The sequence below is a fragment of the Rhodovulum sp. PH10 genome (assembly GCF_000293785.1).
Classification (GTDB): domain Bacteria; phylum Pseudomonadota; class Alphaproteobacteria; order Rhizobiales; family Xanthobacteraceae; genus Rhodoplanes.
On sequence record NZ_AKZI01000120.1, the window covers coordinates 19981 to 44098 of the forward strand.

At 70.7% G+C, this 24118-nt stretch carries 21 protein-coding genes and 1 pseudogene; 11 read left to right on the forward strand and 11 right to left on the reverse strand.

All coding sequences use genetic code 11. The annotated features are described in order from the left end of the window. Positions 1–39: 39 nt before the first annotated feature. The 4 genes from A33M_RS17810 to A33M_RS17825 all read right to left on the reverse strand — a co-directional run bounded on the left by A33M_RS17810 (position 40) and on the right by A33M_RS17825 (position 3602). Positions 40–357: a type II toxin-antitoxin system RelE/ParE family toxin gene (locus A33M_RS17810; protein WP_008390056.1), complete on the reverse strand. Its 318-nt coding sequence runs from the start codon at positions 355–357 to the stop codon at positions 40–42. Continuing rightward, complete coding sequence (locus A33M_RS17815; protein ID WP_008390058.1) at positions 347–637, reverse strand: ribbon-helix-helix domain-containing protein; 291 nt, start codon at positions 635–637, stop codon at positions 347–349. Before A33M_RS17815 ends, A33M_RS17810 begins: the two co-directional genes overlap by 11 nt. Positions 638–720: 83 nt before the next feature. Further along, entirely contained in the window at positions 721–1566 is an 846-nt protein-coding gene (locus tag A33M_RS17820) for a phosphatidylserine decarboxylase (protein WP_272943334.1), read from the reverse strand. An 83-nt stretch (positions 1567–1649) separates the two neighbouring features. Further along, positions 1650–3602, reverse strand: coding sequence for an ABCB family ABC transporter ATP-binding protein/permease (locus tag A33M_RS17825; RefSeq protein WP_157223543.1), 1953 nt, complete (start codon positions 3600–3602; stop codon positions 1650–1652). 265 nt (positions 3603–3867) lie between these two features. Here A33M_RS17825 and A33M_RS17830 point away from each other — a divergent pair, with 265 nt between their 5' ends. After that, on the forward strand, positions 3868–4473 hold the full coding sequence (locus A33M_RS17830) for a TIGR00730 family Rossman fold protein (RefSeq protein WP_008390063.1): 606 nt from the start codon (positions 3868–3870) through the stop codon (positions 4471–4473). A 240-nt stretch (positions 4474–4713) separates the two neighbouring features. Here A33M_RS17830 and A33M_RS17835 read toward each other — a convergent pair whose 3' ends face one another. Then, positions 4714–6603, reverse strand: coding sequence for a sensor histidine kinase (locus A33M_RS17835; protein ID WP_040621475.1), 1890 nt, complete (start codon positions 6601–6603; stop codon positions 4714–4716). Between the two features lie 495 nt (positions 6604–7098). Between A33M_RS17835 and A33M_RS17840 the strand changes: the two genes are divergently transcribed. Beyond that, positions 7099–7944, forward strand: coding sequence for an AAA family ATPase (locus A33M_RS17840; RefSeq protein WP_008390069.1), 846 nt, complete (start codon positions 7099–7101; stop codon positions 7942–7944). 207 nt (positions 7945–8151) lie between these two features. After that, complete coding sequence (locus tag A33M_RS25265; RefSeq protein ID WP_008390071.1) at positions 8152–8787, forward strand: superoxide dismutase family protein; 636 nt, start codon at positions 8152–8154, stop codon at positions 8785–8787. Here the strand turns inward: A33M_RS25265 and A33M_RS17850 are convergent. The 3 genes from A33M_RS17850 to A33M_RS17860 all read right to left on the reverse strand — a co-directional run bounded on the left by A33M_RS17850 (position 8771) and on the right by A33M_RS17860 (position 12859). Then, positions 8771–10417 carry a DUF2235 domain-containing protein gene (locus tag A33M_RS17850; protein ID WP_008390073.1) on the reverse strand — a complete coding sequence of 549 codons (1647 nt, stop codon included), beginning with the start codon at positions 10415–10417 and terminating at the stop codon, positions 8771–8773. The two genes, A33M_RS25265 and A33M_RS17850, sit on opposite strands and share 17 nt — an antisense overlap. Positions 10418–10504: 87 nt before the next feature. Next, the gene (locus A33M_RS17855; protein ID WP_008390075.1) at positions 10505–11170 is read right to left on the reverse strand and encodes a B3/B4 domain-containing protein; all 666 of its coding nucleotides are present in this window, start codon (positions 11168–11170) and stop codon (positions 10505–10507) included. Positions 11171–11209: 39 nt separating this feature from the next. Then, complete coding sequence (locus tag A33M_RS17860; protein ID WP_008390077.1) at positions 11210–12859, reverse strand: NAD(P)/FAD-dependent oxidoreductase; 1650 nt, start codon at positions 12857–12859, stop codon at positions 11210–11212. Between the two features lie 139 nt (positions 12860–12998). Between A33M_RS17860 and A33M_RS17865 the strand changes: the two genes are divergently transcribed. The 4 genes from A33M_RS17865 to A33M_RS17875 all read left to right on the forward strand — a co-directional run bounded on the left by A33M_RS17865 (position 12999) and on the right by A33M_RS17875 (position 15581). Beyond that, positions 12999–13526: a SixA phosphatase family protein gene (locus A33M_RS17865; protein WP_052027114.1), complete on the forward strand. Its 528-nt coding sequence runs from the start codon at positions 12999–13001 to the stop codon at positions 13524–13526. A 280-nt stretch (positions 13527–13806) separates the two neighbouring features. Continuing rightward, positions 13807–13980 carry a hypothetical protein gene (locus tag A33M_RS24170; protein WP_008390081.1) on the forward strand — a complete coding sequence of 58 codons (174 nt, stop codon included), beginning with the start codon at positions 13807–13809 and terminating at the stop codon, positions 13978–13980. Positions 13981–14512: 532 nt separating this feature from the next. Beyond that, positions 14513–14878 (forward strand): hypothetical protein, encoded by a 366-nt coding sequence (locus A33M_RS17870; RefSeq protein WP_008390083.1) that lies wholly within the window; start codon positions 14513–14515, stop codon positions 14876–14878. Positions 14879–15203: 325 nt separating this feature from the next. Further along, a complete protein-coding gene (locus tag A33M_RS17875; RefSeq protein WP_008390085.1) occupies positions 15204–15581 on the forward strand; it encodes a hypothetical protein in 378 nt (125 codons plus the stop codon). Positions 15582–15791: 210 nt separating this feature from the next. On the opposite strand, the gene A33M_RS17880 is transcribed toward A33M_RS17875, so the two are convergent. Beyond that, positions 15792–16304, reverse strand: a complete 513-nt coding sequence (locus A33M_RS17880) for a YciE/YciF ferroxidase family protein (protein ID WP_008390087.1) — start codon at positions 16302–16304, stop codon at positions 15792–15794. Positions 16305–16558: 254 nt separating this feature from the next. On the opposite strand from A33M_RS17880, the gene hemN reads away from it, so the two are divergent. After that, the gene (hemN, locus tag A33M_RS17885; RefSeq protein ID WP_008390089.1) at positions 16559–17908 is read left to right on the forward strand and encodes an oxygen-independent coproporphyrinogen III oxidase; all 1350 of its coding nucleotides are present in this window, start codon (positions 16559–16561) and stop codon (positions 17906–17908) included. 307 nt (positions 17909–18215) lie between these two features. Here hemN and A33M_RS17890 read toward each other — a convergent pair. Then, positions 18216–18713 (reverse strand): annotated as a pseudogene (locus A33M_RS17890) (YciE/YciF ferroxidase family protein); the annotation flags it as partial. Between the two features lie 273 nt (positions 18714–18986). Here A33M_RS17890 and A33M_RS17895 point away from each other — a divergent pair. The 3 genes from A33M_RS17895 to A33M_RS17905 all read left to right on the forward strand — a co-directional run bounded on the left by A33M_RS17895 (position 18987) and on the right by A33M_RS17905 (position 22792). After that, a complete protein-coding gene (locus A33M_RS17895) occupies positions 18987–19472 on the forward strand; it encodes a hypothetical protein (RefSeq protein ID WP_052027115.1) in 486 nt (161 codons plus the stop codon). A gap of 250 nt (positions 19473–19722) precedes the next feature. Beyond that, on the forward strand, positions 19723–21276 hold the full coding sequence (locus A33M_RS17900; protein ID WP_008390095.1) for a patatin-like phospholipase family protein: 1554 nt from the start codon (positions 19723–19725) through the stop codon (positions 21274–21276). A 331-nt stretch (positions 21277–21607) separates the two neighbouring features. Next, a complete protein-coding gene (locus A33M_RS17905; RefSeq protein ID WP_008390099.1) occupies positions 21608–22792 on the forward strand; it encodes a hypothetical protein in 1185 nt (394 codons plus the stop codon). A 15-nt stretch (positions 22793–22807) separates the two neighbouring features. Here the strand turns inward: A33M_RS17905 and A33M_RS17910 are convergent, their stop codons facing one another. Then, positions 22808–23971, reverse strand: a complete 1164-nt coding sequence (locus A33M_RS17910; protein ID WP_157223544.1) for a lipid II:glycine glycyltransferase FemX — start codon at positions 23969–23971, stop codon at positions 22808–22810. Positions 23972–24118: the final 147 nt, after the last annotated feature.

Genomic DNA, 24118 nt, shown 5'->3' on the forward strand with positions numbered 1-24118 from the left:
GCCGGGGAACGGCACAGGCCTCACCGGGGCAGCGGCATTTTACCGCCCGAAGAACGTAGCGAGATCGCGGCGGCCGTCGACGACGCGGACGATCTCGATGTGGTCGAGCGGCCCTTCGTCGGTATCCGGCACGGTGCGGTAAAGAACGAGGAACGGCGCTTCGACCAGCATCCGCACCGAAGGCCGGATATCCGGCCGCTTCGGACCGAGGCGCCGCTGCGTGCGGAGCAGCTCGATCTTCTCCTCGATCCGGTCGATCCAGCACTCGGCGGCGGCCGGGTCGTGCAAGCCGATCGCGACGTAAATGTCCAAAAGGTCGGCCCGCGCCAGCGCAGTCCAGACCGCCTCAGTCGGCATCGCCCGCGGCCTTCGAGGCCTCGTCGAGCCGGCCGCGAGCCTCTCGCCGCACGTCCTCGAAGGACACCGGCCCGGCCGGACCACTGGCGATCCCGGCATCCCACAGGGCTCGCAGCCTTGCAGCATCGTCGCGCAGCAATGCGCGCCTCTGCTGCCAGTCGCGCACCGCTTCCTGCACGATGTCGCTCGTCGTCGCGTACTCGCCGGCCGCGACGGCCGCCCGCAAATCGGCGACCTGCTCGCTGGTCAGCGCCACGCTCACCGTCTCGTCGTCGGCCATCGCGACCTCCGGTCCGGATCGTAGCAAAAGCCGCGATCGCCCTGAAGCTTCTCCCCGGAGCGGGTGCCGCGCGTGCGAAAACCCTACCCCACCCGATAGGTCCGGCCCGGATCGCTCGCCTTGAGGTCGGCCAAGACCGTCTCGCCGGCGGTCATCACCTGCCCCTCGGCGACCAGCGGGCGGGTGCCGTCGGGGAGATAGACGTCGACCCGCGACCCGAACCGGATCATGCCGACCCGCTCGCCGGCGCCGATCGAGCCGCCCTCGCGCACGAAGGTGACGATCCGCCGGGCGACCAGGCCGGCGATCTGCACCATGCCGATCCGCACGCCCGACGCCGAGGCGATCACGAAGCCGTTGCGCTCGTTGCCCTCGCTCGCCTTGTCGAGCTCGGCATTGAGGAAAAGCCCCGGCGTGTAGGCGATCCGCTCGATCCGGCCGGCGACCGGCGAGCGGTTCACGTGCACGTCGAACACGCTCATGAAGATCGAGACGCGCGGCAGCGCCGCATTGCCGAGGCCGAGCTCGGGCGGCGGGACGGCGGCCTGCACGCGGGCGACCCGGCCATCGGCCGGCGCCACCACGATGCCCTCGCGCAGCGGGGTGACGCGCGCCGGGTCGCGGAAGAAATAGACGCACCACAGCGTGAGGAAGAAGCCCAGCCAGCCGAGCGGCGACCAGATCCAGAAGAGCACCAGGCTCACCAGCGCGAAGGCGCCGATGAAGGGATAGCCCTCGGAATTGACGGGCGCGAGCTGGGAGCGAATGGAATTCACGATCGACATTCGGGATCTCTCGAAATCCGGTTTTCGCGGCGCGGCGCTCTTGCGCCCGCAACGGCCGTGCCGGCGCGGACGAGCCGGGCCGGCGCTTCCTGCCTTGGTAGCACACCGCGCGCAAGCCGGATCGCCCGGCGTTCCGGCGTCCACATCTCACGGCGGCAAATCGTTACCGCCCGCCGCCGATTCCGCACCTCGCGCGCACCGCCCCGGCAGCGGGGCGGAACCAGAAGTCAATCCACCGGCTCGATCCGGTCGGCGCGGTCGGCCGAGCGCTCGGTCTCGTCGTCGGACAACCCCGGCGGCGGGTTGCGGTTGGGGGCGACCGGCGAATCGCCGACCTCGGCGAGCTTTTCGCGGGCCTGCTCGGCCTCGCGCTGCCGGTTCCACATGCCGGCATAGAGGCCGTCCTGCTCCAGAAGCTCGGCATGGGTGCCGCGCTCGGCGATTTGGCCCTGGTCGAGCACGATGATCTCGTCGGCGCCGACGATGGTGGAGAGCCGGTGGGCGATCACCAGCGAGGTGCGGTTCTCCGACACCCGCTCGAGCGCGTCCTGGATCTCCTTCTCGGTGTGGCTGTCGAGCGCCGAGGTCGCCTCGTCGAGCAAGAGGATCGGCGGCCCCTTGAGGATCGTGCGGGCGATCGCCACCCGCTGCTTCTCGCCGCCGGAGAGTTTCAGGCCGCGCTCGCCGACCTCGGTCTCGTAGCCCTTGGGGGCGGCGCGGATGAAGCCGTCGATCTGGGCGAGGCGCGCGGCCTCCTCCACCTCCGCGTCGGTCGCCTCCCAGCGGCCGTAACGGATGTTGTAGCGGATGGTGTCGTTGAACAGCACGGTGTCCTGCGGAACCATGCCGATGGCGTCGCGCAGCGACGCCTGCGACACCGTGCGGATGTCCTGCCCGTCGATGGTGATGCGGCCGCCGGTGACGTCGTAGAAGCGGAACAGCAGCCGCGAGATGGTCGACTTGCCGGCGCCCGACGGCCCGACGATCGCCACCGTCCGGCCCGCCGGCACCTCGAAGGAGATGCCCTGCAGGATCGGCCGGTCCGGCTCGTAGGCGAACTGCACGTTCTCGAAGCGGATGGTGCCGGCCGGCACGGCGAGCGGCGGCGCGCCGGGCGCATCGGCGATCTCGGGCGGGCGGCGGAGAATGCCGAACATCGTCTCGATGTCGATCACTGCCTGCTTGATCTCGCGATACACCATGCCCATGAAGTTGAGCGGCTGGTAGAGCTGGATCATCATCGCGTTGATCATCACGAAGTCGCCGATCGACTGGGTGCCGCGCCGCACCCCGACCGCGCACATCGCCATCGCGACGGTGAGCCCCACCGTGAAGATCGCCGCCTGCCCGGCATTGAGCACGGCGAGCGAGGTGTAGGTCTTCACGCTCGCGTCCTCGTAGCGCTCCATCGAGCGGTCGTAGCGGGCCGCCTCGCGGCGCTCGGCGGAGAAGTATTTCACCGTCTCGTAGTTGAGCAGCGAGTCGATCGCCTTGGTGTTGGCCTCGGTGTCGCTGTCGTTCATCTGGCGGCGGATGGCGATCCGCCACTCGGTCGCGTAATAGGTGTAGATCATGTAGACGGCGACGGTGGCCAGCACCACCACCACGTAGCGCCAGTCGAACTGATAGAGCAGCACGCCGACGATCAGCGCCAGCTCGATCACGGTCGGCACCGCCTGCAGCAGGACCATCCGCACGATGATCTCGATGCCGTTGCGACCACGCTCCAGCACGCGGGTGAGGCCGCCGGTCTTGCGCTCCAGGTGAAAGCGCAGCGACAGCTCGTGCATGTGCCGGAAGGTCCGGATCGCGAGCCGCCGCACCGCGTGCATCGCCACCTTGGCGAAGACGCCGTCGCGCACCTGGGTCAGCAGCGCCATCAGGATGCGGGTGCCGCCATAGGCGGCGGTCAGCGCCACCGGCGCGGCGAGCACCCAGCCGAGGGTGGCGGCGGTCGAGGAGGCCGGCGCCGACAGCGCGTCGGTCGCCCATTTGAAGGTGAAGGGGACGACGATGGTGGCGAGCTTGGCGCCGAGCAGCAGCACCAGCGCCCATGCCACCCGCCGCTTGAGGTCGGCCCGGTCGGCCGGCCAGATGAAGGGCCAAAGCGCGACCAAGGTGTCGATCAGCCTGGCCCCTTCGGGCGCGACGTCGCGGGAATCGGGCGCGCTGTGTCTCATTGCGGAATCGATGTCTCGGATGGCGGGCTCGGGGCCGAACGACGGGCGACGGACGGCGGCGAGAGCCCGGAAGCGGCGGAACGGATTTTTGCGGGCGGCGCGCGGCCGGGAGGGTCGATGCCCGCCGGCGGTCGCGCCTTGCCTCCATATAGGCCTTTCGGCGCCGTGTTCCATCCGGCGTGCCGTCGCGGGCGCCGCAGGACACCGCAGGACACCACCGCGCGGCGGCTTGACGCCCGCCCGCCGGTGGCGCCAAGTGCCTCACATGACCGACATTCGAAGAATCTGCGTCTATTGCGGCTCGAGCCCGGGCCACGACCCGGCCTTCATGGCCGCGGCCCGCACGCTCGGCCGGCTGATGGCCGAGAGCAAGGTCGGCCTGGTCTATGGCGGCGGCGCCAACGGGCTGATGGGGGCGGTTGCGACCGCGGTCGCCGAGCACGGCGGCGACGTGGTCGGCGTGATCCCGACCTTCCTGCGCACCCGGGAAAACATGTTTCGCGGCGCGCACGAGCTGATCGTCACCGCCGACATGCACGAGCGCAAGCGCATCATGTTCGAGCGGGCCGACGCGTTCGTGGCGCTGCCGGGCGGCATCGGCACGCTGGAGGAGCTGGTCGAGCAGCTCACCTGGGCGCAGCTCGGCCGCCACAGGAAGCCGATCCTGCTGGCCGATCTCCAGGGCTTCTGGCAGCCGCTGATCGGCGTCGTCGACGGCATGCGCGAAGCCGGCTTCATCCATTCGAGCGCGCTGATGAACTACCACGTCTGCGCGACGGTGGAGGAGATCCTGCCGACCCTGCGGGCGGCGGCCGCCGCCGTCAGCGAGGAGGAAACTGCCGGCGACACCGCGACGGTGGAGCGGCTGTGAGCGCGCTCCGACGTCATCGCCGGGCTTCGACCCGGCGACCCATCACACTGAATTAAAACTTGTTCTTCGATTTTTGATGGATGCGCGGGTCGAGCCCGCGCATGACGAACGCATGCATTCGAGGCGATGTGTGCATCCCTCGGCGCGAAAGCGGGGACCCAGGAGCGACACGGAACGGCCGACTGGATTCCCGCTTCCGCGGGAATGAGCGGAGTGTGGGGTGACGTCCCCGGAAACGATCTACGAGACGATCGGGGCGGGGTCGTCGCCGGCCATCACGGTGCGCAGGCGCGGGAGGTCGGCCCGGCACGGGCGCTCGGCGGCGGAAAGCCCGTCGCAGCGGCCGGCGTGGCGGCAGTCGCCGCACAGGCGGACGGTGCGCTCGCGCGGAAAGCGGATCGTCACGGTGGTGCCGACCCCCGGCTCGCTGGACATCTCCAGCACGCCGCCGTGCAGCTCGGCGAGCCGCTTGACCAGCGGCAGCCCGAGCCCGGTGCCGCGCAGCCCGTGCGACTCGACGCCGTGCACCTGCTCGAACGGCCGGAGCACCCGGCCGAGATCGTCCGCGGCGATGCCGATGCCGGTGTCGCGCACGGTAAAGGAGAAGCCGCGCTCGCCGGGCGGCGGCACGGTCACCGTGACGGTGCCGCCGCGCGGGGTGAACTTCACCGCGTTCGACAGCACGTTGAGCAGCATCTGACGCAGCCGCATGCGATCGGCGACCAGCCGCCGCTCGCTGCCCTCGACGTCGAGCACGAGCCGGAGGCCGAGCGTCTCGGCCTGGGCGCCGAACAGCCCGACCGCCGCTGCCACCTCCTCGGCGAGATCGACGACCTCTTCGCGCAGGACGATCCGGTCGGCCGCGGCGGCCGCATGGTCGAGAATCTGCTCGGCGAGCGCCAGAAGGTGCCGGCCGCTGTCGCCGATCGCGGTGCAGTATTCGCGGTATTTCGGATCGCCGAGCGGCCCCCGCGTCTCCAACAGCATCGCCTCGGAAAAGCCGATGATGATGGTCAGCGGCGTGCGCAGCTCGTGGCCGAGATGGGACAGCGGCGTGGTGTCCGGCAGACCGAGATTTTGGCGCGCGAGCGCGGTGCCGGCGACCTCGGCGCCGGTCGGCCCGGCCGGCGCGACGACGCCCGCCCGCTCGGCCGCCGGCGCGGCCCGGTTCGCCGTGTCCGGCGCCCCGTCCGGGAGTGGTCGGAACCGGTTCAGAAGCACCGCGCAGCCGAGCACCGTGGTCGGGAAAAGCGCCACCACCGCGCCGAGCAGCATCACCACCAGCACGCCGCTGCGGGAGCGTCCCTCGGGTGCGGCGACCGCGACCGTCAACCCCGACCCGGCGGGGGCGACGACCGTCCGCATCGCCCGGCCGGCGATGGTCGTGATGCCCGGCACCGCCTCCGGCATGCCGGCGGCCGGCGGCACCATCGTTCCCGGCGCCACCGCGCAATCGGCGATCCCCTCGGCCGGCCGCACGAGCGCCGCCACTGCGCCGTCGAGCAGCACCACCGCGACGGTGTCCGGCGGCAGCCCCGGCCCGGCGAGAAGCTCGTGCAGACGTCCGCAGCCGAGGATGGTCGCCAGCACCTCGAGCCGACCGGCCCCCCGCGCGACCGGCACCGCGATGCCGAGCCCAACCGGATCGCCATCGGGCGGCAGCACGGCGACCGCCCGCCGCGAGGTGGCGATCACCCGGCGGGCGAGCGCCGACATGCGGAGCGAATCGGACGGGGCGAGGCCGTCGACCGGCCGCTCGCGCGCGCCGTCGAGCAGCGTCACCGGGGCGCCGTGCAGCGCCGTGCGCATCGCCGCCACGTCGCGCCGAAACCCGTCGAGGTCGTCGGCGGCCAGCCGCGGCGAGCGGGACAGAAGGCGCAAGGTGCCGCCGATGGTCGCGATCTCGCGGTCGAGCGCGGCGGCGAACCCGCGGGCGGCGGCGAGCCGCTGCTCGGCCGTCGGCCCTCGCCCGCCGAGCCCGTCCGAGGCGACGGTCCACACGGCGAGCGACAGGATCGCGGCGAGCGCCGCCGCGAGCGCCCAGGCAAAAACCCAGGCGAGCGGCTGGACGAGCGCGCCGCGCCCGGATACCCGCGGCATCTTTCCGACGATCCGAGTCGTCGTGTCCATCGGTCGTGCCCCGCTGCCCGGCGATGCGGGCGCCATCCGTCCTCCGAACCGGAGGCGCGGGCGAGACACCGTCGCGCATCCGTCCGGCAGGCCCCGGCGGAGGGTGGAAAACGGACGAAACGCACGCGATACGAACAATTCGCCGCAGCGATCCCGCGCAACGCCGGCCAGGCCCGGGCGACGGGCGGCACGGCGAGGGGGACGCGGAGCGGCGAACGGGACGCCTTGCGGTCGACTCCCCGACACTGGAAGTGAAAGCGGAATCGTCGGACGGTTCAACCCCCGGCTAATACCTAGTCGACGTTATGGCCGATCACCCACCGCGCCCACCGTGCCCATCGTGACCACCGGACCAGCCCCCGACGCGGAGGGTGGTGCCGCCGACGCGGGCGGCGGACGGCGGACGGGCGAACCGCCCGGTTCCCAGCGGCGCTCGAATTGCTTTATCGTTCCGCCATCATCGTTCCGCCATCGACCACAGCGAGGCCGCGCCCCATGCGTTTCGAAGGCACCACGGCGTATGTCGCCACCGACGACTTGAAGATCGCCGTCAATGCGGCCATCGCGCTCGAGCGCCCGCTCCTGGTGAAGGGCGAGCCCGGCACCGGCAAGACCGTGCTGGCGCTCGAGGTGGCGAAGAGCGTGAACGCTCCGCTGATCGAGTGGCACGTCAAGTCGACCACCAAGGCGCAGCAGGGGCTCTACGAATACGACGCCGTCTCGCGCCTGCGCGACAGCCAGCTCGGCGACGAGCGGGTCAAGGACATCCGCAACTACATCAAGCGCGGAAAACTGTGGGAGGCGTTCGTCGCCGACGAGCGGCCGGTATTGTTGATCGACGAGATCGACAAGGCCGACATCGAGTTCCCGAACGACCTCCTGCAGGAGCTCGATCGGATGGAATTCTTCGTCTACGAGACCGGCGAGACGGTGAAGGCGCGCCGCCGGCCGATCGTCGTGATCACCTCGAACAACGAGAAGGAGCTGCCGGACGCCTTTCTGCGCCGCTGCTTCTTCCACTACATCCGCTTTCCCGATCCCGAGACCATGCAGGCGATCGTCGACGTGCACTTTCCGGGCATCAAGCCGCGCCTCGTCGCCGAGGCGCTGCGCCTGTTCTACGAGATCCGCGACGTGCCGGGGCTGAAGAAGAAGCCCTCCACCTCTGAGCTTCTCGACTGGCTGAAGCTCCTGATGGTCGAGGACGTCGGCCCGGAGACGTTGCGCGAGCGCGACCCCAAGAAGCTGATCCCGCCGCTGCACGGCGCGCTGCTGAAGAACGAGCAGGACGTTCACCTGTTCGAGCGCCTCGCCTTCATGGCGAAGCGGGAGAGGCGGTGAAAAAGGGGGCGAATGGCGAATGGCGAATGGCGAGTAGTTGAAGGGGGCGAATGGCGAGTGGCGAATGGCGAGTGGAAAGTCCGCTACCGTTCTTTCGCTACTCGCTACTCGCTACTCGCTACTCACCATTCGCCACTCGCCCCTCCCACGGAACCACCCTTCCGGCTCGCCCGTTCCCCGAGCGGAACGTTCCGAAGGGAGACCCACATGCGCATCCGAACGATCCTCGCCGCCGGCCTGCTCGCCGGCGTCGCCGTTCCGGCTCTCGCCCAGAGCCAAAGCTCGGCCACAGCGTCCGACAGCGCCACCAAGGTGGTCCAGATGAAGGACACCAAGGGCAACACGGTCGGCACCGTCGAGCTGCGGCCGACCGCGCACGGCACGCTGTTCGTCGCCAACCTGCTGAACCTGCCGCCGGGCACCCACGGCTTCCACGTCCACGAGCGCGGCGTGTGCGATCCGCCGTTCCAGTCGGCCGGCGGACATTTCAACCCGACCGACGCCAAGCACGGCTACATGAACGCCGACGGGCCGCATCTCGGCGACCTGCCGAACGTGCATGTCGGCGAGAACGGCCGCGCGGTGGCCGAGTTCTATTCCGACAAGCTGACCATCCGGTCGAACCAGGCCACCGCCCAGGCGACGGGCCAGACCACGGGCGGCCAGACCACCGGCGCCGCGAGCGGCGGACAGGGCGCCGCGGGCAATACGGGCTCCGGCCCCTACTCGCTGCTGACGCAGAACGGCACCGCCATCATGATCCATGCGAATGGCGACGATTACGACGACATGTCGAGCGCCGGCGGCCGCATCGCCTGCGGCGTGATCAAACCGCCGTCCTGACGCCATCCGGCGCGAACGGCGCGTGGTTCGGGCGGGTGGCCGGTGCGGCCACCCGTTCGACCCGCAGAGCGACGGCGCCGTGATTGTTCGCATAAGTCTGCCACGTGTCGTTGGCGAAGCAGTGGAGATAGCCGCCCTCCCCGGCCGCGATGTCGATCGTGCAGCCGGAGCCGATCAGAAAGGTGCGGTGACGCAGCGGCACGTCGTCGGCGCCGATGCCGCGGCCATTGGCGACCACCCCGACCAGCGCGAGCCACGGATACTCCTCGATCCGCCGAGTGAGCCAGAAATCCGCCTCGTCATTGCCGGACAGCCGTCGATAGAGATGCTCGGCACGCCCGAGCACCGACGAGATCGCAAGCAGAATCTGCGCCGGAGCGAAGGTCCGGTCGGCTTTTCCGGCGGGATCGTATCCGATGCGCCCGTCGAGCCACTGGCCGGACGCCGTCATCCGGTAGCGCCCCTCGTCCAGAAACAGATGGGTCGCGGTCCAGCGGTCGCACGCCCGGATGTCGACGGTGATCGGCTCGTCGTCCGGAACGCGGGTCGGCCAATAGTCGCCTTGCGCGAGCGGCGGATCGCGATGCCGACGCAGTGCGGAGGCGTGGAACCGCGACGCCGCGTCGGCGCCCGCGAACGAGGGAACCCCGCGCGGCGCGCTCTTCAGGACCGCGAAAATTCCGGTGAGCGGATCGTGGACGATTCCGCGTGGGTCGGGGACGATCTGGTCCTTCACCCCGGCGCGGAAGGCGAGGCCGCATTGCTCCGCCTCGTCCACCATCCATTGCAATGCGCCGTCCGACAGACCCGTCTGGGCGTAGCCGCCGCCGACGTCCGAATGCACGCCGGGAAACCAGAGCTGCTTCACGCCGTCGCGGTCCTCGAGCGCACGACCGTCCGGCTTGGTCCAGAACGTCGGCGTGAACGTCTGGCGGCGCTCGTCGATGGCGACGGCGTGGCGGGCGTGGCGCACCCGCGGGCCGAGCCGGGTGTCGTGAAAGGCATGGTCGTGGCGATCGTCCAGCAGGTTCAGGATCGCGAGATCGTCGGGGATGCCGAGCGCGCCCACGGTGTCCCACACGCCGATGAAGTGGATGGGGGTCGTCGCTGCACCGGCACCGGGCACGAACCCGGCCGACGACCCGACCGCCGGCGGCGCGTCGTGAAAATCGAGCCGCGCGAGTTCGGTCGTCGGCCGCCTTTTGCGATAGCAGGCGAAGGCGAGATCGATGCGCCGCCACGCTTCGGCCGGCGCGAGCGCCGGCTCGCCGATGTTCAGGAGGCCGCAGCAACCGATCATGCCGGCGAGGCTGCGCACCGTGAAGGCGCCACGACTGAAGCCGAACAGGAAGATCCGGTCGCCCGGGCGATAGTAGAAGGCGAGGCGCTGATAGCCCCGCTCGATGTCACGGACGAGCCCGTCCCCGAGCGCGCCGCCGACCAGCCGGTTCCACCAGCCGCCCTCGGTGCCGACGCCCGGCTGATAGGAGACGATCTGGGCGATGCCGTCGGCGTCGTGAGGGGCGAGCGCGTTGAAGAGCTTGCGCACATTGGTCGGGGCCGGCAGCCCGTCGTCGACGTGCTCGGGCGTGCTCCAGGTGCCGTCGCAGCAGATCACCAGATTGGCCATCGCACCCTCCCGGCAGACCGCCGTCGGGTGCAACTCTAAGACTTGGCGGAACGTCGCCGCAATTCACGATCGACAGATTGCGGCCGCTCACGTCACGATCGCGGTCTTCACCGAGGCCGGGTCGGCGGCAGCGTATGTGCACAACAGCGCAGCGGCGCGGGCGATCGTCTGCTCGAGGCCTGCGGTGCCGGAGAAGGCGTTGATCACCATCAGCACGCGGGTGGTCTCGGGGCGGATCATCGCGCGCTCGGAATCGCTGGTGGTGCTGCCGAAGGCGCCCTCGGCGTCGGCATAGAGCGGCATCCCTTCGAGGTTCAGCACGTCCTTGCCGATCCCCTTGTAGGCCTCGCCGGGTTGTCCGATCCGGAAGACCACCGGCGGCACCACCCGGTCGAGGTCGAAGGTGCCGAGCGAGTGGCGGCTCTCGATCGAGACGAGATTGTTGATGTCGACGATGGTGTTGACCCTGTAGAGCCCGCTCCCCTTCAGCACCCGGCGCAGCAGCGCCTCCTGCGAGCCGCGATAGCGGGTCGGGTCCTTGCCGACCGCGCGATAGGCGCGCCGCAACGCCTTGATCGGTGGCAGCGCCGGCAGGTCGGCGAGCGTCAGCGTGCGGCGCATCTCTGCGAGCGTTTCCTCGACCTCGGCCCACAGCGCGGAATCGTCCGCCATCACCCGGGCGTTCGCCTCGACGACGCCGACGGCGAGATCGGGACACGCGGCCTTCAGGGCGGGATCGATGGTGATGGTCATGGCGGGACTTCCAAGGTGTGACGGCAAGGCCGGGGCCGGTCAGTGCGGGCGGTTCCGCCGCTTCCCGCGCCGCCGCACCGGCCGGCGCGGGCGGCCGGGATCGGGCACAGGAACCACGGCTTGATCGGCGGGCGGCTCGGCCGGCGCGACCTCGGGGGAAGGCTCCGCGGTCCTGGCCCGCCGCGAGTCGACCTCCTCGGCGGACACGCTCGGCAGCGCCGGGCCGAAGGCGGGCTCCGGCTCGTTCGACCGCTCGGCGGTACCGGCGGGCGGCGTATTCTTCGCAGGCGTCTCGGCGACCGCGCCGCCGGCGGCGACGGGCATCTCGCCCCGGACGAGCGTCTCGTCCGGCACCGGCGGCTGCCCGGCCGCGACCCGCTTGCGGGCCCGCCGGCGCGCCATCGCGGCGGACACGCGCTCCCGGCGATTGCGGATTTTTCCCCGCACCTCCTGAAACACCCGTCCCGCCAAACCGCCGGCCCAGACCAGATCCCACGGCTCGAACGCGGTCCAGGTGTCGTCGCCGTCGACGATCGCGTGGGCGATCAGGTTGCCGGCGAGCGCGGTGGTGTTCAGCCCGTGGCCGCCGAACCCGCTGGCGAGCCACAGGCCGGGCGTCACCTCGCCGATCTGCGGCATGCGGTGGAGGGCGAAGCCCATGGTGCCACTCCAGGCGGCGGCGATCTCCGGCCGCCCGAGCTGTGGATAGGTTCGCGCGATCGCGTCGCGAAGGCTTTCGGCGACCTTTGCCGTGTTCGGCGTGAAGCAGCTTCCCTCGCCGCACCACAGGAGCCGGTCGCCGTCGACCACGCGGTAGTGATAATTGGCGAAGCGCGAGTCCGACACCGCCCCCGGCCAGGCGACCGCCTCTCGCAAACGCTCGCCGAGCGGCGCGGTCACCACCACGGTGCTGGTGATCGGCATCAAGGTGGCGGCGAGTTCCGGCATCAGCCCGCCGATCTGGACGTTGCCGGCGAGCACGACATGGCCGGCCCGGACCAGCGCGGCGGGTGTGGCGATGCGCTTGCGCACGCCGGCGGGGTCGATCTCGATCGCCGGGGTCTTCTCGAAGATGCGCACGCCGGCCGCCTCCGCCACCCGGGCGAGGCCGAGCGCATAAGCGAGCGGGTCGACGTGGAAGGCGCCGGGAACGTGCAGCGCGCCGAAATAGCTCTCCGAGCGCAACACCTCGCGGACCCGCCCGGCCGGCCACGTCTCGACCGCCGCACCGAACTCGTTGCGCAGCAGCGCTGCCGTCTCGGCCAGCTCGGAGAGGTCGTCGGTGGTGTGGACGTCGAGCCAGCCGCGGCCGGGCGACACCCCGTCCAGCGCATTCTCCTCGATCACCGCCCGCACATAGGCGACGCCCGCTTCCGACAGCGCCCACAACTGGCGTGCGCGCAAGAGGCCGACGCGCTCGACGATCACCGCCTCGTCGCAATTGTAGCCGGGCAGCACGAAGCCGCAATTGCGCGAGGAGGCGTTCCAGGCGATCCGCCGCGCCTCCAGCACGGCGACCGACCAGCCGAGCCGGGCCACCTCGAGCGCGGTGGTGAGCCCGGCGAGACCGGCGCCGATCACGCACACGTCGACGTCGAGATCGTGGCCGAGCGCGGGGCGCGGCGGCACCGCGCCCGCCACCGCGGCGTGCCAGCTGCGCCCGTAGTCGTCGGCGATCGTCTCGTCCATGCTGCCTCGCCCCTGCGGCGCTCCGCCTTTCCGCGATGTTGCCCTATACCGACATTTCGTCCATGAGGTCACGTCGTTCCGGGTTTTTTCGCCGCGCGCCGTGCTGGACTTTGTGCGCCGCCACATGGATTCTGCAACCATGCGCCGACTGATCCTGCTCCGTCATGCCAAGGCCGACCCGGCCGCCGCCGGGCAGACCGACCATGCCCGAAAGCTCGCCCCGCGCGGGCTCGCCTCCGCCGAGGTGGTCGGCGCCTACATGGCGCGCCACCATCTGGTGCCCGACCGCGTGCTGTGCTCGACCGCGCAGCGCACCCGCGAGACCTGGGCGGGCGTCGCCGCGGCGTTTTCGCCGGCGCCCGAGGTGGTGTTCGAGCGCCGGCTCTACGGGGCGGAGGCCGACAAGATCCTCGCCGCGGTCGCCGGGCAGCCGGACGAGGCGGAGACGGTGATGGTGGTCGGCCACAATCCGGGCCTGCACGTGCTGGCGACCCGGCTGATCGCCGCCGGCGACGTCGAGAGCCGCGAGGCGTTGCGCGAGAAGCTGCCGACCGCCGGCCTCGTGGTGATCGATTTCGCGGTCGAGGCGTGGGCCGACGTGCACCCGCTCGGCGGCCGGCTGGACCGCTTCCTGGTGCCGCGCAGCCTGGACGACGCTACACACTGAGCGTCGTCCGGGCGATCGCCGAGACGGTGCGGCGCCCGACCGTCCCCTCCCCGACGGACGACGGTGGTATCAGAACCCGCCGGAAACCCTTTATTATCCGTATTCCCTCGCATTTTCGCGAAACGGAACCGCGCGGCGGAACAACGCGCGGTGGCCTTTCGTTCAGCACGAGTTCGAACCTGCCCACGCGGGCATCTTCGCGACAACCGGGCCGGTGAATGGAACCGCCTAGCCCATTTTGCGTTGTCTCATGGCTTTCATGGTTCCAGTGGCTGCTCAGATGGACTACTTCAAGATCGACCATCACCCCATCGAGGACGGCCGCGAGCTCGAGTGCCGAAAGGATGCCCGTTCGCTCGGACGCCCGTTCGACGACAGCGAGCTCGACAAGCTGCCGCAGCCGACCGACGACGATCCGCCCTACCGCCCGTGGTGGGTGGTGGACCGGACCTGACCCGTCGTGTCGGCACCTCGACCGCCCGGCGCGTGCGATTTCGCCACGGCGCAGTCGCGCGCTTCGGACGGACCCGGACCGATCTCGAAGGTGGCCCTTGCGCGCCGCCCCGTGAAGCAGCCCCGTCGCCATATCGCCCGCACCGTTCGCCACCCCGCCGATCCCCCTCTTCGCCGGCCGCTTTGCCCCCGGGCGAGGCTCACACTTCCCCGCCCCCCTGCTGCTGCGACAGCGAGAAGGCCCGCGACGGCGCAAGCGCCGGGTCGGTCCCGCAAAATCCCGGTCGCCTCGCGTGAGGGCGGATCTCGTCCGGTCGCGAAAAGGTGTTCCGCGTGAGCGCGCCTTTGGCGTTAGGCTCTGCCCGCCCGTCGGTTCCGCTTTCGGCCGTGGCCGCCTCGATTCCGCGGAACGTGCGGTCATGCAGTGCGGTTCGTTTCCCGGTGGTTCGTTTCCCGGTGCTTCGTCTCGTCGATTGCCCGTCTCCGTTCCCGTTCGGCATTTTTCCGCTCGCACCTTCACTCACGAGGCCCTCATGATCCGGTTCGGCACGTTGTCGGCGACGCTGGTCGTCCTCGGCACCCTCGCGCAGCCCGCCCTCGCCCGCACGCCGTACGACGGCTCCTGGAGCGTCCTGATCATCACCGACCGCGGCTCCTGTGACCGCGCCTACCGCTACGCGATCGATATCGACGGCGGCATCATCCGCTATGCCGGCCAGATGGGCATGAATTTCGACGGACGGGTCGGGCGCGGCGGCCGCGTGCGGGTGAACGTCTCGGCCGGCGGCTCGGCCGCCAGCGGCTCCGGCCGGCTCGGCCGCGACTATGGCGGTGGCGTCTGGCGCGGCCGCGGTGCGACCGGCAGCTGCTCGGGCCGCTGGACCGCCGAGCGCCGCTGAGGACACTCGTGTCGGACGACGCCGGCATCGCGAGCGTCGCAAAGGCGCTCGCGTCTTCCGCTCCTCGCTTCGATCGCCAGCGTTCGCGATCCCGGCCCGGCGGACCGTCCTCGGTCCGGCCCGTTTCCCGTTTCGCCTCCGTCAGATCCCGGAGCGCGGCCCTGCGACCTTCGGCATCGCCGCCGTGTCCAGGGCCCGACGGAACAGGCCTCGCGACCCTCGCGTTGGGCTCGAAACGGACCGCCGGGCGGCGGTGCCCTCCCGGCCTTCCGCAAGAGGCGACGACTCTCCCGCGCACCGGCGAACGAATTTTTGGAGGATCTGCATGCTCCGTCGCTCCCCCGCCCTGCTCGGCCTCGCGCTGGCCGCCGCCCTGACGGCGGCGCCGGCCGCCGCGCAAAGCCCGCAGCAACCCGCCGCTCCCTCGACCGGACCGGCCGACGCCGCACCGCCGCCCGCCCGCAATCTCGACTGCCCGCCCGGCGTGAGCCCGCAGGAGGCGCCGACCATCGGCCGCGGCACCACCGGCTCGGCCGGCTCGGGAGAGTCGCTGTCCGGCAAGCTCGCCGACTCGAACGGCATCGTCTGCCCGCCGGCCCATCCCGATACCGGCATGGTCGAGCCGCCGCCCGCCGGCGGGGCGCTGCGGGTGATCCCGCCGCCCGGCACGCCCGGCGGCGACCCGACCGTCACCCCGAAGTGATTTTTTTCCGGCGTCTCGGACGCCGCCCGCCCGGCAGCCCCGCACTGACGACCAACGAGCCACGAAAAACAAACGCCCGCGAGTCTCGCGGGCGTTTTCCGTTCGGTGCCCGTCGGGCGACACCCTGTCGAAGCGATGTCGACGCGACTGCGAGCGGTGGGTGGCCGGCGGACCCTCGTCGGCTCCCGCCGGCCGCCGAGCACCTTCCGATCAGCGGGCCGCCGCCGCCTTGTCGTTGACGCCGCGCTCGGCCATCGCGGTGAGCTTGCCGTCGGTCGCCTTCTCCTCCTCGAGCGTCTTCTCGAGCACGCTCGCGCAGTCCGCCCGGCCGAGTTGCTTCGCCCAGGCGATCAGCGTGCCGTAGCGGGTGATCTCGTAATGCTCCACCGCCTGCGCCGAGGCGATCAGCGCCGCATCCAGCACCGTCTTGTCGTCGACCTCGCCGGCGACGTCCTCGGTCTCGTCGATGATGCCGTCGATCGCCGGGCAGTCGACGCCCTTCGCCTCGACGCCGTGCATGCGGAAGACGTCCTCGAGCCGGGCGATGTGGTTCTGGGTCTCGCCGAGGTGCGACTTGAAGGCTTCCTTGAGCTGCGGGTTGGACGCCTTCTCCATCATCTCGGGAAGCGCGCGGGCGATACGGTTCTCCGCGTAATAGACGTCGCGCAGCGTGTGCACGAACAGATCGTCCATCGAACGGATGTCCTTCGAGAAAAGGCCCATGGGGTTCCTGTCCTGTCGGTTCGTTTGAGGGGACCGGCGCCGGACGGCGACCCGGTTCGTCGGATCAACGGGACAGGGAAAGAGGGGTTCCGGGCCGCCTCGCAGCGCCGGACGGGGTTCCCCGGGTTCCGGCGCGAGAGGCCGGAAAGCCCCGCGAGAGGGGCGAAAATCGGCCCCGCAGGACAGCGCGTCGCAGGCGCGATTTGACCTCGATCAAGGCCGCGAGCGTAAACACTCCTTTACAGTCCGCGCCCATGAACAGTGTCATCGCGCTCGCTGAACGAAACGTTCCCCGATACACCTCGTATCCGACCGCGCCGCACTTCACGCCGGCCGTCGATGCCAAGACTTACGCCGGCTGGCTCGCCGCCATGCCGTCGGGTTCCACCCTGTCGCTCTACCTGCACGTGCCCTTCTGCACGGACATCTGCCTCTATTGCGGATGCCACACGAAGGCGGTGCGGCGCGCCGAGCCGCTCGACCTCTACACCGACCGGCTGATCGCCGAGATCGGCATGGTCGCCGCGGCGGTGGCGAGCCACAAGGTGGTGCACATCCATTGGGGCGGCGGCACGCCGTCGATCCTCGGCAAGGACCGCCTCGCCAAGATCGTCGGGACGATCCGCGAGAAGTTCGATCTCTCGACGCTGGTCGAGCACGCGATCGAGCTCGACCCGCGCCGGGTCGACGCCGACCTCGCGGCGGCGCTGGTCGCGATCGGCGTCAGCCGGGCGAGCCTCGGCGTGCAGGACTTCTCGCCGCACGTTCAGGAGGCGATCGGCCGGCCGCAGCCGTTCGAGGTGGTCGAGCAGGCCGCCAAGGCGCTGCGCGATGCCGGCATCGATCACATCAATATCGACCTGATGTACGGCCTGCCGCGGCAAACCATCGCCGACGTCGAGCGCAGCGCCAGCCTCGCCGCCTCGCTCGAGCCGTCCCGCCTCGCGCTGTTCGGCTACGCCCACGTGCCGTGGTTCAAGGGCAATCAGAAGCTGATCGACGTCGCGAGCCTGGCCGGTCCGGGCGAGCGCATCGAGCAGGCCCGCGCCGCCTCGCGGACGCTCGCGAGCCACGGCTACGTGCCGATCGGCCTCGATCACTTCGCGCTGCCCGAGGACGACCTCGCGACCCTCCAGCGCGACGGCCGCCTGCGCCGCAATTTCCAGGGCTACACCACCGACGAGGCCGACGGCCTGATCGGGTTCGGGGCGAGCGCCATCGGCAAGCTGCCGCAGGGCTTCATCCAGAACGCCGTCGACATCTCCTCCTACAATCGCACGATCGAGAGCGGCTCGCTCACGACCGTGAAGGGCGTCGCGGTGTCGAGCGACGACGTGTTGCGGGCGGAGATCATCGAGCGGCTGATGTGCGACCTCGGGGTCGACCTCGACACGCTGCCCGCCAGCAAGACGAGCGACGATCTCGACACCAGCTTCGCCCACGAGCTGCACGACCTCGACGGTTTGGTCGCCGCCGGCATGGTGCGGATCGACGGCCGCCGGATCAGCATCACCGAGGAAGGACGCCCGTTCGTCCGCCTGGTGGCGGCGGCCTTCGACGCCTACCTGCCGCAGAACCGGTCGCGCCACTCGGTCGCCGTCTGATCACGGCGGCGCGCCGTCGGCGACGACGAGAAGACGATGTGAAAAAGGCCCGCTCGCGCGGGCCTTCTTCGTTCTTGGATGCCGCGTTCCGCCAACCCGTCCCGTTGCGGGATCACCCGCGCGCCGACGTGCGGCCGGTGCGGCGGCTCGCCGCCTTGGCCGGCCGCGAGGTGCGCGACGCCGTCTTCGCCCGCGCCGCGGCCGCCTTGGGGCGGCCGGCGCTCGCCCGCGCGCCCGCCTTGCCTGCTGCCGCCTTGCCGGCTGCCGGCTTGCGGCCACCGGTCTTGCGAGCGGTGGTCTTGCGGGCGGCGGTCGGGTTGATCGCCGTCTTCGCCATGCCGGTGAGCTTCTTGTCGGTCGCCACCTCCTCGTCCAGCGTCTGCTTGAGGAGCGCGACGACGTCCTTGTGGCCGAGCTGCTTCGCCCAGGCGATCAGCGTGCCGTAGCGGGTGATCTCGTAGTGCTCGACCGCCTGCGCGGCGGCGATCAGCGCGGCGTTCAGCACCGCCGGATCCTCGACCTCCGAGGCGATGTCCTCGGCCTCGGCGATGATGCCGTCGATCGCCGGGCAGTCGGTGCCCTTCGGCTTGCGGTCGAGCGCCTTGAACGCCTGCTCGAGCCGCTTGATCTGCTTCTTGGTCTCGCCGAGATGGGTCTTGAAGCCGCGCTTCAGCTCGGCATCGGCGGCTTTCTCGATCATCTCGGGCAGCGCCTTCTCGATCTGCTGCTCCGCATAGTAGATGTCTTCGAGTTGATGGACGAACAGATCGTCCATCGTGTGGATCTCGTCAGAAAACAGAGCCATCTCGCCGCTCCTGGGGAATTCGTCAGGGGTTTTGCAGTCGCCACATGCCGAAATGCACGCGACGCCGGTGGTATTCTCGCCACCAACGATCGATCACCGGCGCGGTTCCTGACGGTTTCGGCCGAACGGGTTGAAACGCGGACGAAAATGAGCACGATGCAGCCCCGGATGGCGCCCCCGTGTGGGGCGTCGGTGCGAGGCGTTGCGCGACAGTGCCGCACGCGCCGGAAAAGCACGCTCGAAAAGAAGTGCCCGAAAGACACGACGCCCCGCATGCCCGACTCCCCCGAACCGTCCTCCGCTCCCGTCACCCCCGCCAGCCCCGTCACCCCCGTCGGCACGCCGCGGGTCTTCGTCCTCTGCACGGCGGCGCTCGCCGGGGTGCCGCTCGCGCTCGCGGCGCGCCTGCTGCTCGACCGCGCGGGGCTGTCGCTCGGCGCGCTGTGGCAGGTGGCGGGCGATCCGACCCGTACGCCGATGCGGGCGGCGATCGCCTGGTGGCTGATCGCCGCCGCCGCGCTCGCCGGCGGCTTTGTGGTCGCGGCACTCGCGGCGCTCGACGCGAAGGCCGGTCGCGCCCGCGCCGCGCTGCGCTGGATCGGCGGCACGGCGCTGCTCGCCGCGATGGTCGTCGTCGCGCACGAGACGGCGATGCCCGCCGGCCTGCCGGCGAGCGCGAGCGTCGTGCTCGGCCTGTCGGTGATGCTGCTCGCCGCGCTCCTGTCGCTGCTCGGCGCCTTCTTCGCCACCCGGCGATAGAGCATCGTCGGTGCGGTCGGACCGGATGCTTCCGCTGGTCCCCGCGAACGCGGGAGCAAGCGAAATGGGGGGCCGACGCCATCGAAAGGCATCGAGATGCCCGAACCGCGAGACACCCTCGCATCACAAAAAAAACATCTCGGCCGTGCTACACGAAGCGCTCCCGCATTTTTCGGCCGCCCCGTGTCGAGCCCGGCCGTTCGGCCACAGGGCGGGGTGTACTCGTCGAGTCACAGCACGGGGTGAGGCCATGCACATCGAGACGGTGACGAAAACGCGCGGCGTCAAGACGTTCGGCGTCAGGACGTTCGGCGCCGCGTTCGCTCTGGCCCTGATCGGCACCTTGGTGGTCGGGATCGCCGGCCCCGATCCGTCGCACGCCGCCTCCCGCAAGCGCCTCGAATGCCCGCCGCCGTCCGAATTGTGGTTCGCCGATCCCGAAAAGGCCGAGGCACAGGCCAGGACCTGCGACGCACGGGCGAAGCGTGCCGAGAAGAAAAAGTCCCGTCGCAAGCACGACACGGCGGGCGCCGGCGCGGCCGGTGCCGGTGCCGCCGCCGCTGCGGCGGGAGCCGCGAGCGCGGCTTCGGCGAGAGCCGCCGAGCCCGCCGAGCGAAAACCCTTCACCGAGGCCGAGCAGGCGGCGGCGACCGTGCCCGGCATTCCGGACGCACGCTTCTGGGCCGATTCGACCGCGGCTTACGAGAAGGTTCTCGGCCATGCGGGAAAAAGCTGGCTCGCGCTGTCGGCCGGCGGCGAGGATTCGGCCTTCGGCGCCGGGCTGATGACCGGCCTGTCACAATCCGGCAAGCGGCCCGACTATGCGGTGGTGACGGGCGTCAGCTCGGGCGCCCTGCTGGCCCCGTTCGTCTTTCTCGGCTCGCACTACGACGAAGCGTTGCGCGAAAACATCACCGAGATCAACGCCGCCGAAGTGTTCGAGGACCGCCGCACCGCGACCAGCCTGCTCGACACCTGGCCGCTGCGCAAATTCATCGCCCGCCGCATCACGCCGGACCTTTTGAAGGAGATCGCCCGCGAATACGCCCGCGGCCGCCGGCTGATCGTGATCACCACCAATATCGACGCCGCCCGCCCGGTCGCCTGGAACATGGGGGCGATCGCCGCCGCCGGCACCGACGCCTCGCTGAAGCTCTTCCGCGACATTCTGGCGGCGTCGAGCGCGATCCCCGGCCTGTTCCCGCCGGTGACGATCGAGACCGAGGCGAACGGCCGGCGCATCCAGGAGATGCATGTCGACGGCGGGCTCGCCGCGACGATCTATGTCGCGCCCGACTCGATGCTGCTCGCCACCTCCACCGACCGGCTGCCGATGTCGGAGCTGACGGTGGTGGTGAACGGCAAGCTGCGCTCGGAGTTCTCGCTCACCGATTCGAGCCTGATCGGCGTGCTCGGGCGCTCCCTGTCGATCGGCGTGAAGCGGTCGAGCAGCAGCATCGTCGCGCTCGCCGCGGCCGCCGCCCGGAAGAGCGGCACGACCTTCAACCTCGCCGCGGTCGACCAAAAATTCGACGAGGCGAGCACCGGCCTGTTCGATCAGAAATACATGAGCAAGCTTTTTGCGGTCGGGCTGGCGCAGGGCAAGAGCGCGACGCCGTTCGAGACCACGGTGCCCGAGCGCTCGGCTTCGCGGGATTCCGCACCGGCGGCCACGGCACCGACCGAAGCACCGCAGGCCGAGGCACCGCGGGCAAACCCACCGCAGACGACCGACGAAACGCCGGACGCCGCGGCACCGGCTCCGGAGCGGCCCGCGTCCGAGCAGACCCGCGCGGTCCAGTAGCCGCCGCTGGCCGCGGCCGCACATTTGCGAAAGCGCTTGAACGCGCGACGCGCTCGGCACCAGGAGCGCGGTGCCGAGCGGCGCGAGACAGCATCCCGGTTGCGTGGACCCGGACACGGGCCTCAGTAGCAACACGGGTGTTAACAAGTTCGGATTTCACGGCCGACAATTCTCGCCATTGCCCAGAAAGGGAGCAGCATACCGTCGCGCTGCCGCTCCTTTCGGCGCCCGGTCTCGCCGCTCGTGCGCGACACGATCGACCTTGCAGGACGGCGCGCCCCGGTCCATTCCTGGAACCGGTATTTTCGTTTTTTCATCCGCGAGCCCGAGCATGATGTTTCGTCGCGCCTACGCCGGCCTTCGCGCCTCCGGTCCGCGCTGGCTCGTTCGCCTGGTGCCGAACGAGTACGCCCTGCCCCGCCTCGGCATCACCCGCGGCATTCGCGACGCGCTGATCCGCGCGAGCGACCGCTTGCACCGGGCGACGCCGGCGAGCGTCGTGTGGTCGGAGGACTGCCTCCAGGTCTTTTACGATCTCTCGGTCGCGCCGGTGTCGTGGGATTTCGCCCGAACGCTCGCCGCCGCCGAGCTCGAGCGCCGCCGCCGCGGGTTTGCCGGCATCACCGTGGTGTTCGTGCCGGGCGCGCATCGGGGCCTGCGCAAGGAGGACCCGGCGATCGAGGCGGCCGACGACGTCGCCGCACGCCAGTGGCGGCTGCGTCACGTGCTGCTGCCGATGCTCTCGCTGCTGCCGAGCGTGCGCGGCTTTGCCGTGTGCGCCGACCGCGACCAGGCCTGGTCGCTGATCGCCCCCGGCAAGGCGCATCTCTATCCGGAAGACTATCGCCTGTCGGTGCCGCGCCGGCCCGATCCCCGCGACCTGTTCGACCGGGCGCGCGAAAACCCCGGCGTCTGGCCGCTGCTCGGCGCGACCGCGCACGGGAAAAAGCTCGCCGACGCCTGGCTCGCCCGGGTGGCGGGGGAGCGGCGGGCGATCGTGATCACGCTGCGCAATACCGGCCTCTCGCCCGGCCGCAACAGCCGGATCGCCGACTGGGTGGCGTTCGCCGAGGGGCTCGATCCGGCGCGCTACGCGCCGATCTTCGTCCACGACAGCGATGCGCCGTTGCCGGCGCCGCCCGGCGTGGACCGCTTTCCGGTGTGCGCGGCGGCGTCGAGCGACGTCGAGTTCCGCATGGGGCTTTTCGAGCGGGCGTGGCTGACCATGGGCGTGCTGTCCGACCCGCAAACGCTGGCCTGGACGAACGAGCGCGCGCGCTATCTCGTCTTCATGCCGGTCGGCGACGCAATCGACACCTTGCCCGAGACCTATGCCGCCGCCGGCCTCACGGTCGACCAGGATCTGCCGATGGCGAAGCCGTGGCAGCGGCTGGTCTGGCGACCCGACGAGGTGTCGGCGATCCGGCCCGCCTTCACGGCGATGGAGGCGCAGCTGACGGCGCTCGAGGCGCGCGATTTCGTGGAGTCGCGTGCGATGGTGCGGCTGCCGGCGTGACGCCGGCCAAAACCCTCAGCCGCGCGAGGACCCGAGCGGCGAACCGAGCCGCGGCAGATGCGGCAAGTGCGGCAGATGCGGCAGCCAGTGGCGCTTGCCGATCAGCCAGTTGGCGGTCGCGCGCAAAGCTGGCGACGTCGCAAAATCCCATTCGCCGAGATATTCGACCTCGCGCGCGCCGGTCTGCCGCTTGAACTGATGGCCGCCGGGATTTTTCCACGGGTCGATCCCGCCGAGATCGTAGTGAACCACGCCGGCGCGCCGGCACCGCGCGAGCTGCTCCCACAACAGGAGATAGGAGGCGCACAGCCGCCGCCCCTCCGGGCTCGACGCGGCGAGATAGTCGCAGGCGCGATCGCCGACGGTCGCCGCCCCCCGCACGGCGACGAGCCGGCCGGCGCCGTCGCGGCATTCGAGAAAGCTCAGGCGTGGCCCGGCATGGCGAAACAGCGCCGCGAGCCGCGCCTGCGAGAACAGCGACGGCAGGTGCTTGCGGCCCTCCATCTCGGCGAACAGCGCGCGGACCTCGCCGGCGTCCGGGTTTTTCACCCGAGCGACGGTCAGCCCGGCCTCCTGCGCGTGGCGCAGATTGCGCCGCCAGCGGCGGTCGAGGCCGGCGAGCAGCGCCTCGGGTCCGGTCGAGAGGTCGAGCGCGAGGCTGAGGCACAGGCCGGTGTCGACGGCGGGCGGCTGCCAGCCGTGCCGGCGCAGGAACACGACGTCGGCCGCCTCGCGCGGGCGGTCGCAGCGGAAGCGGACATAGAGCCGCGACAGGTTTTGGCTTCGGAGGATCGCCGCCGGCAGGTCGCTCCAGGCCGAAACGTCGCCGACCGGGCCGCCGATGCAGCAGGCGATGCCGGTGCGATCGGGGAAGCGGCGCAGCTGGAGGAGGCACATCGCGCGAAAGCCGCCGCCTGCGGCCGGCACCGCGTAGCGCAGCGACCGTCCGCCGAGGTTTTCGCGATAAGCGCCCCACTCGTCCGACTGGAACGGCGAGCCGTCGGGCAGCGCTTCGAGCGCCGCGTTCCAGCCCGCCCGCGCCGCCGCGCGCGCGGGCACGACGACCCAGCCGCCCGGCAGCGCCGCCGACGTCGCCGCGTCCGACGTGGCGACGGACCCGCGCGCGGGCCTCTCGTCGGTGTCGCCCGATGCGAGAAAATCCGAGATCGCCGCCGTCATCGCCACCCCATCACCCGGTCGCGACGGCGGCCGCCGCCACTCTCCCGAGCCGGAGAGCGGACGATCCGCAATGGCCTCCGCATGCAATCCTCGTCTCTCGATCGGCGCATGAGAGAGCGCGGAGGCGCGCGTGTAAAGCGTCGCCGC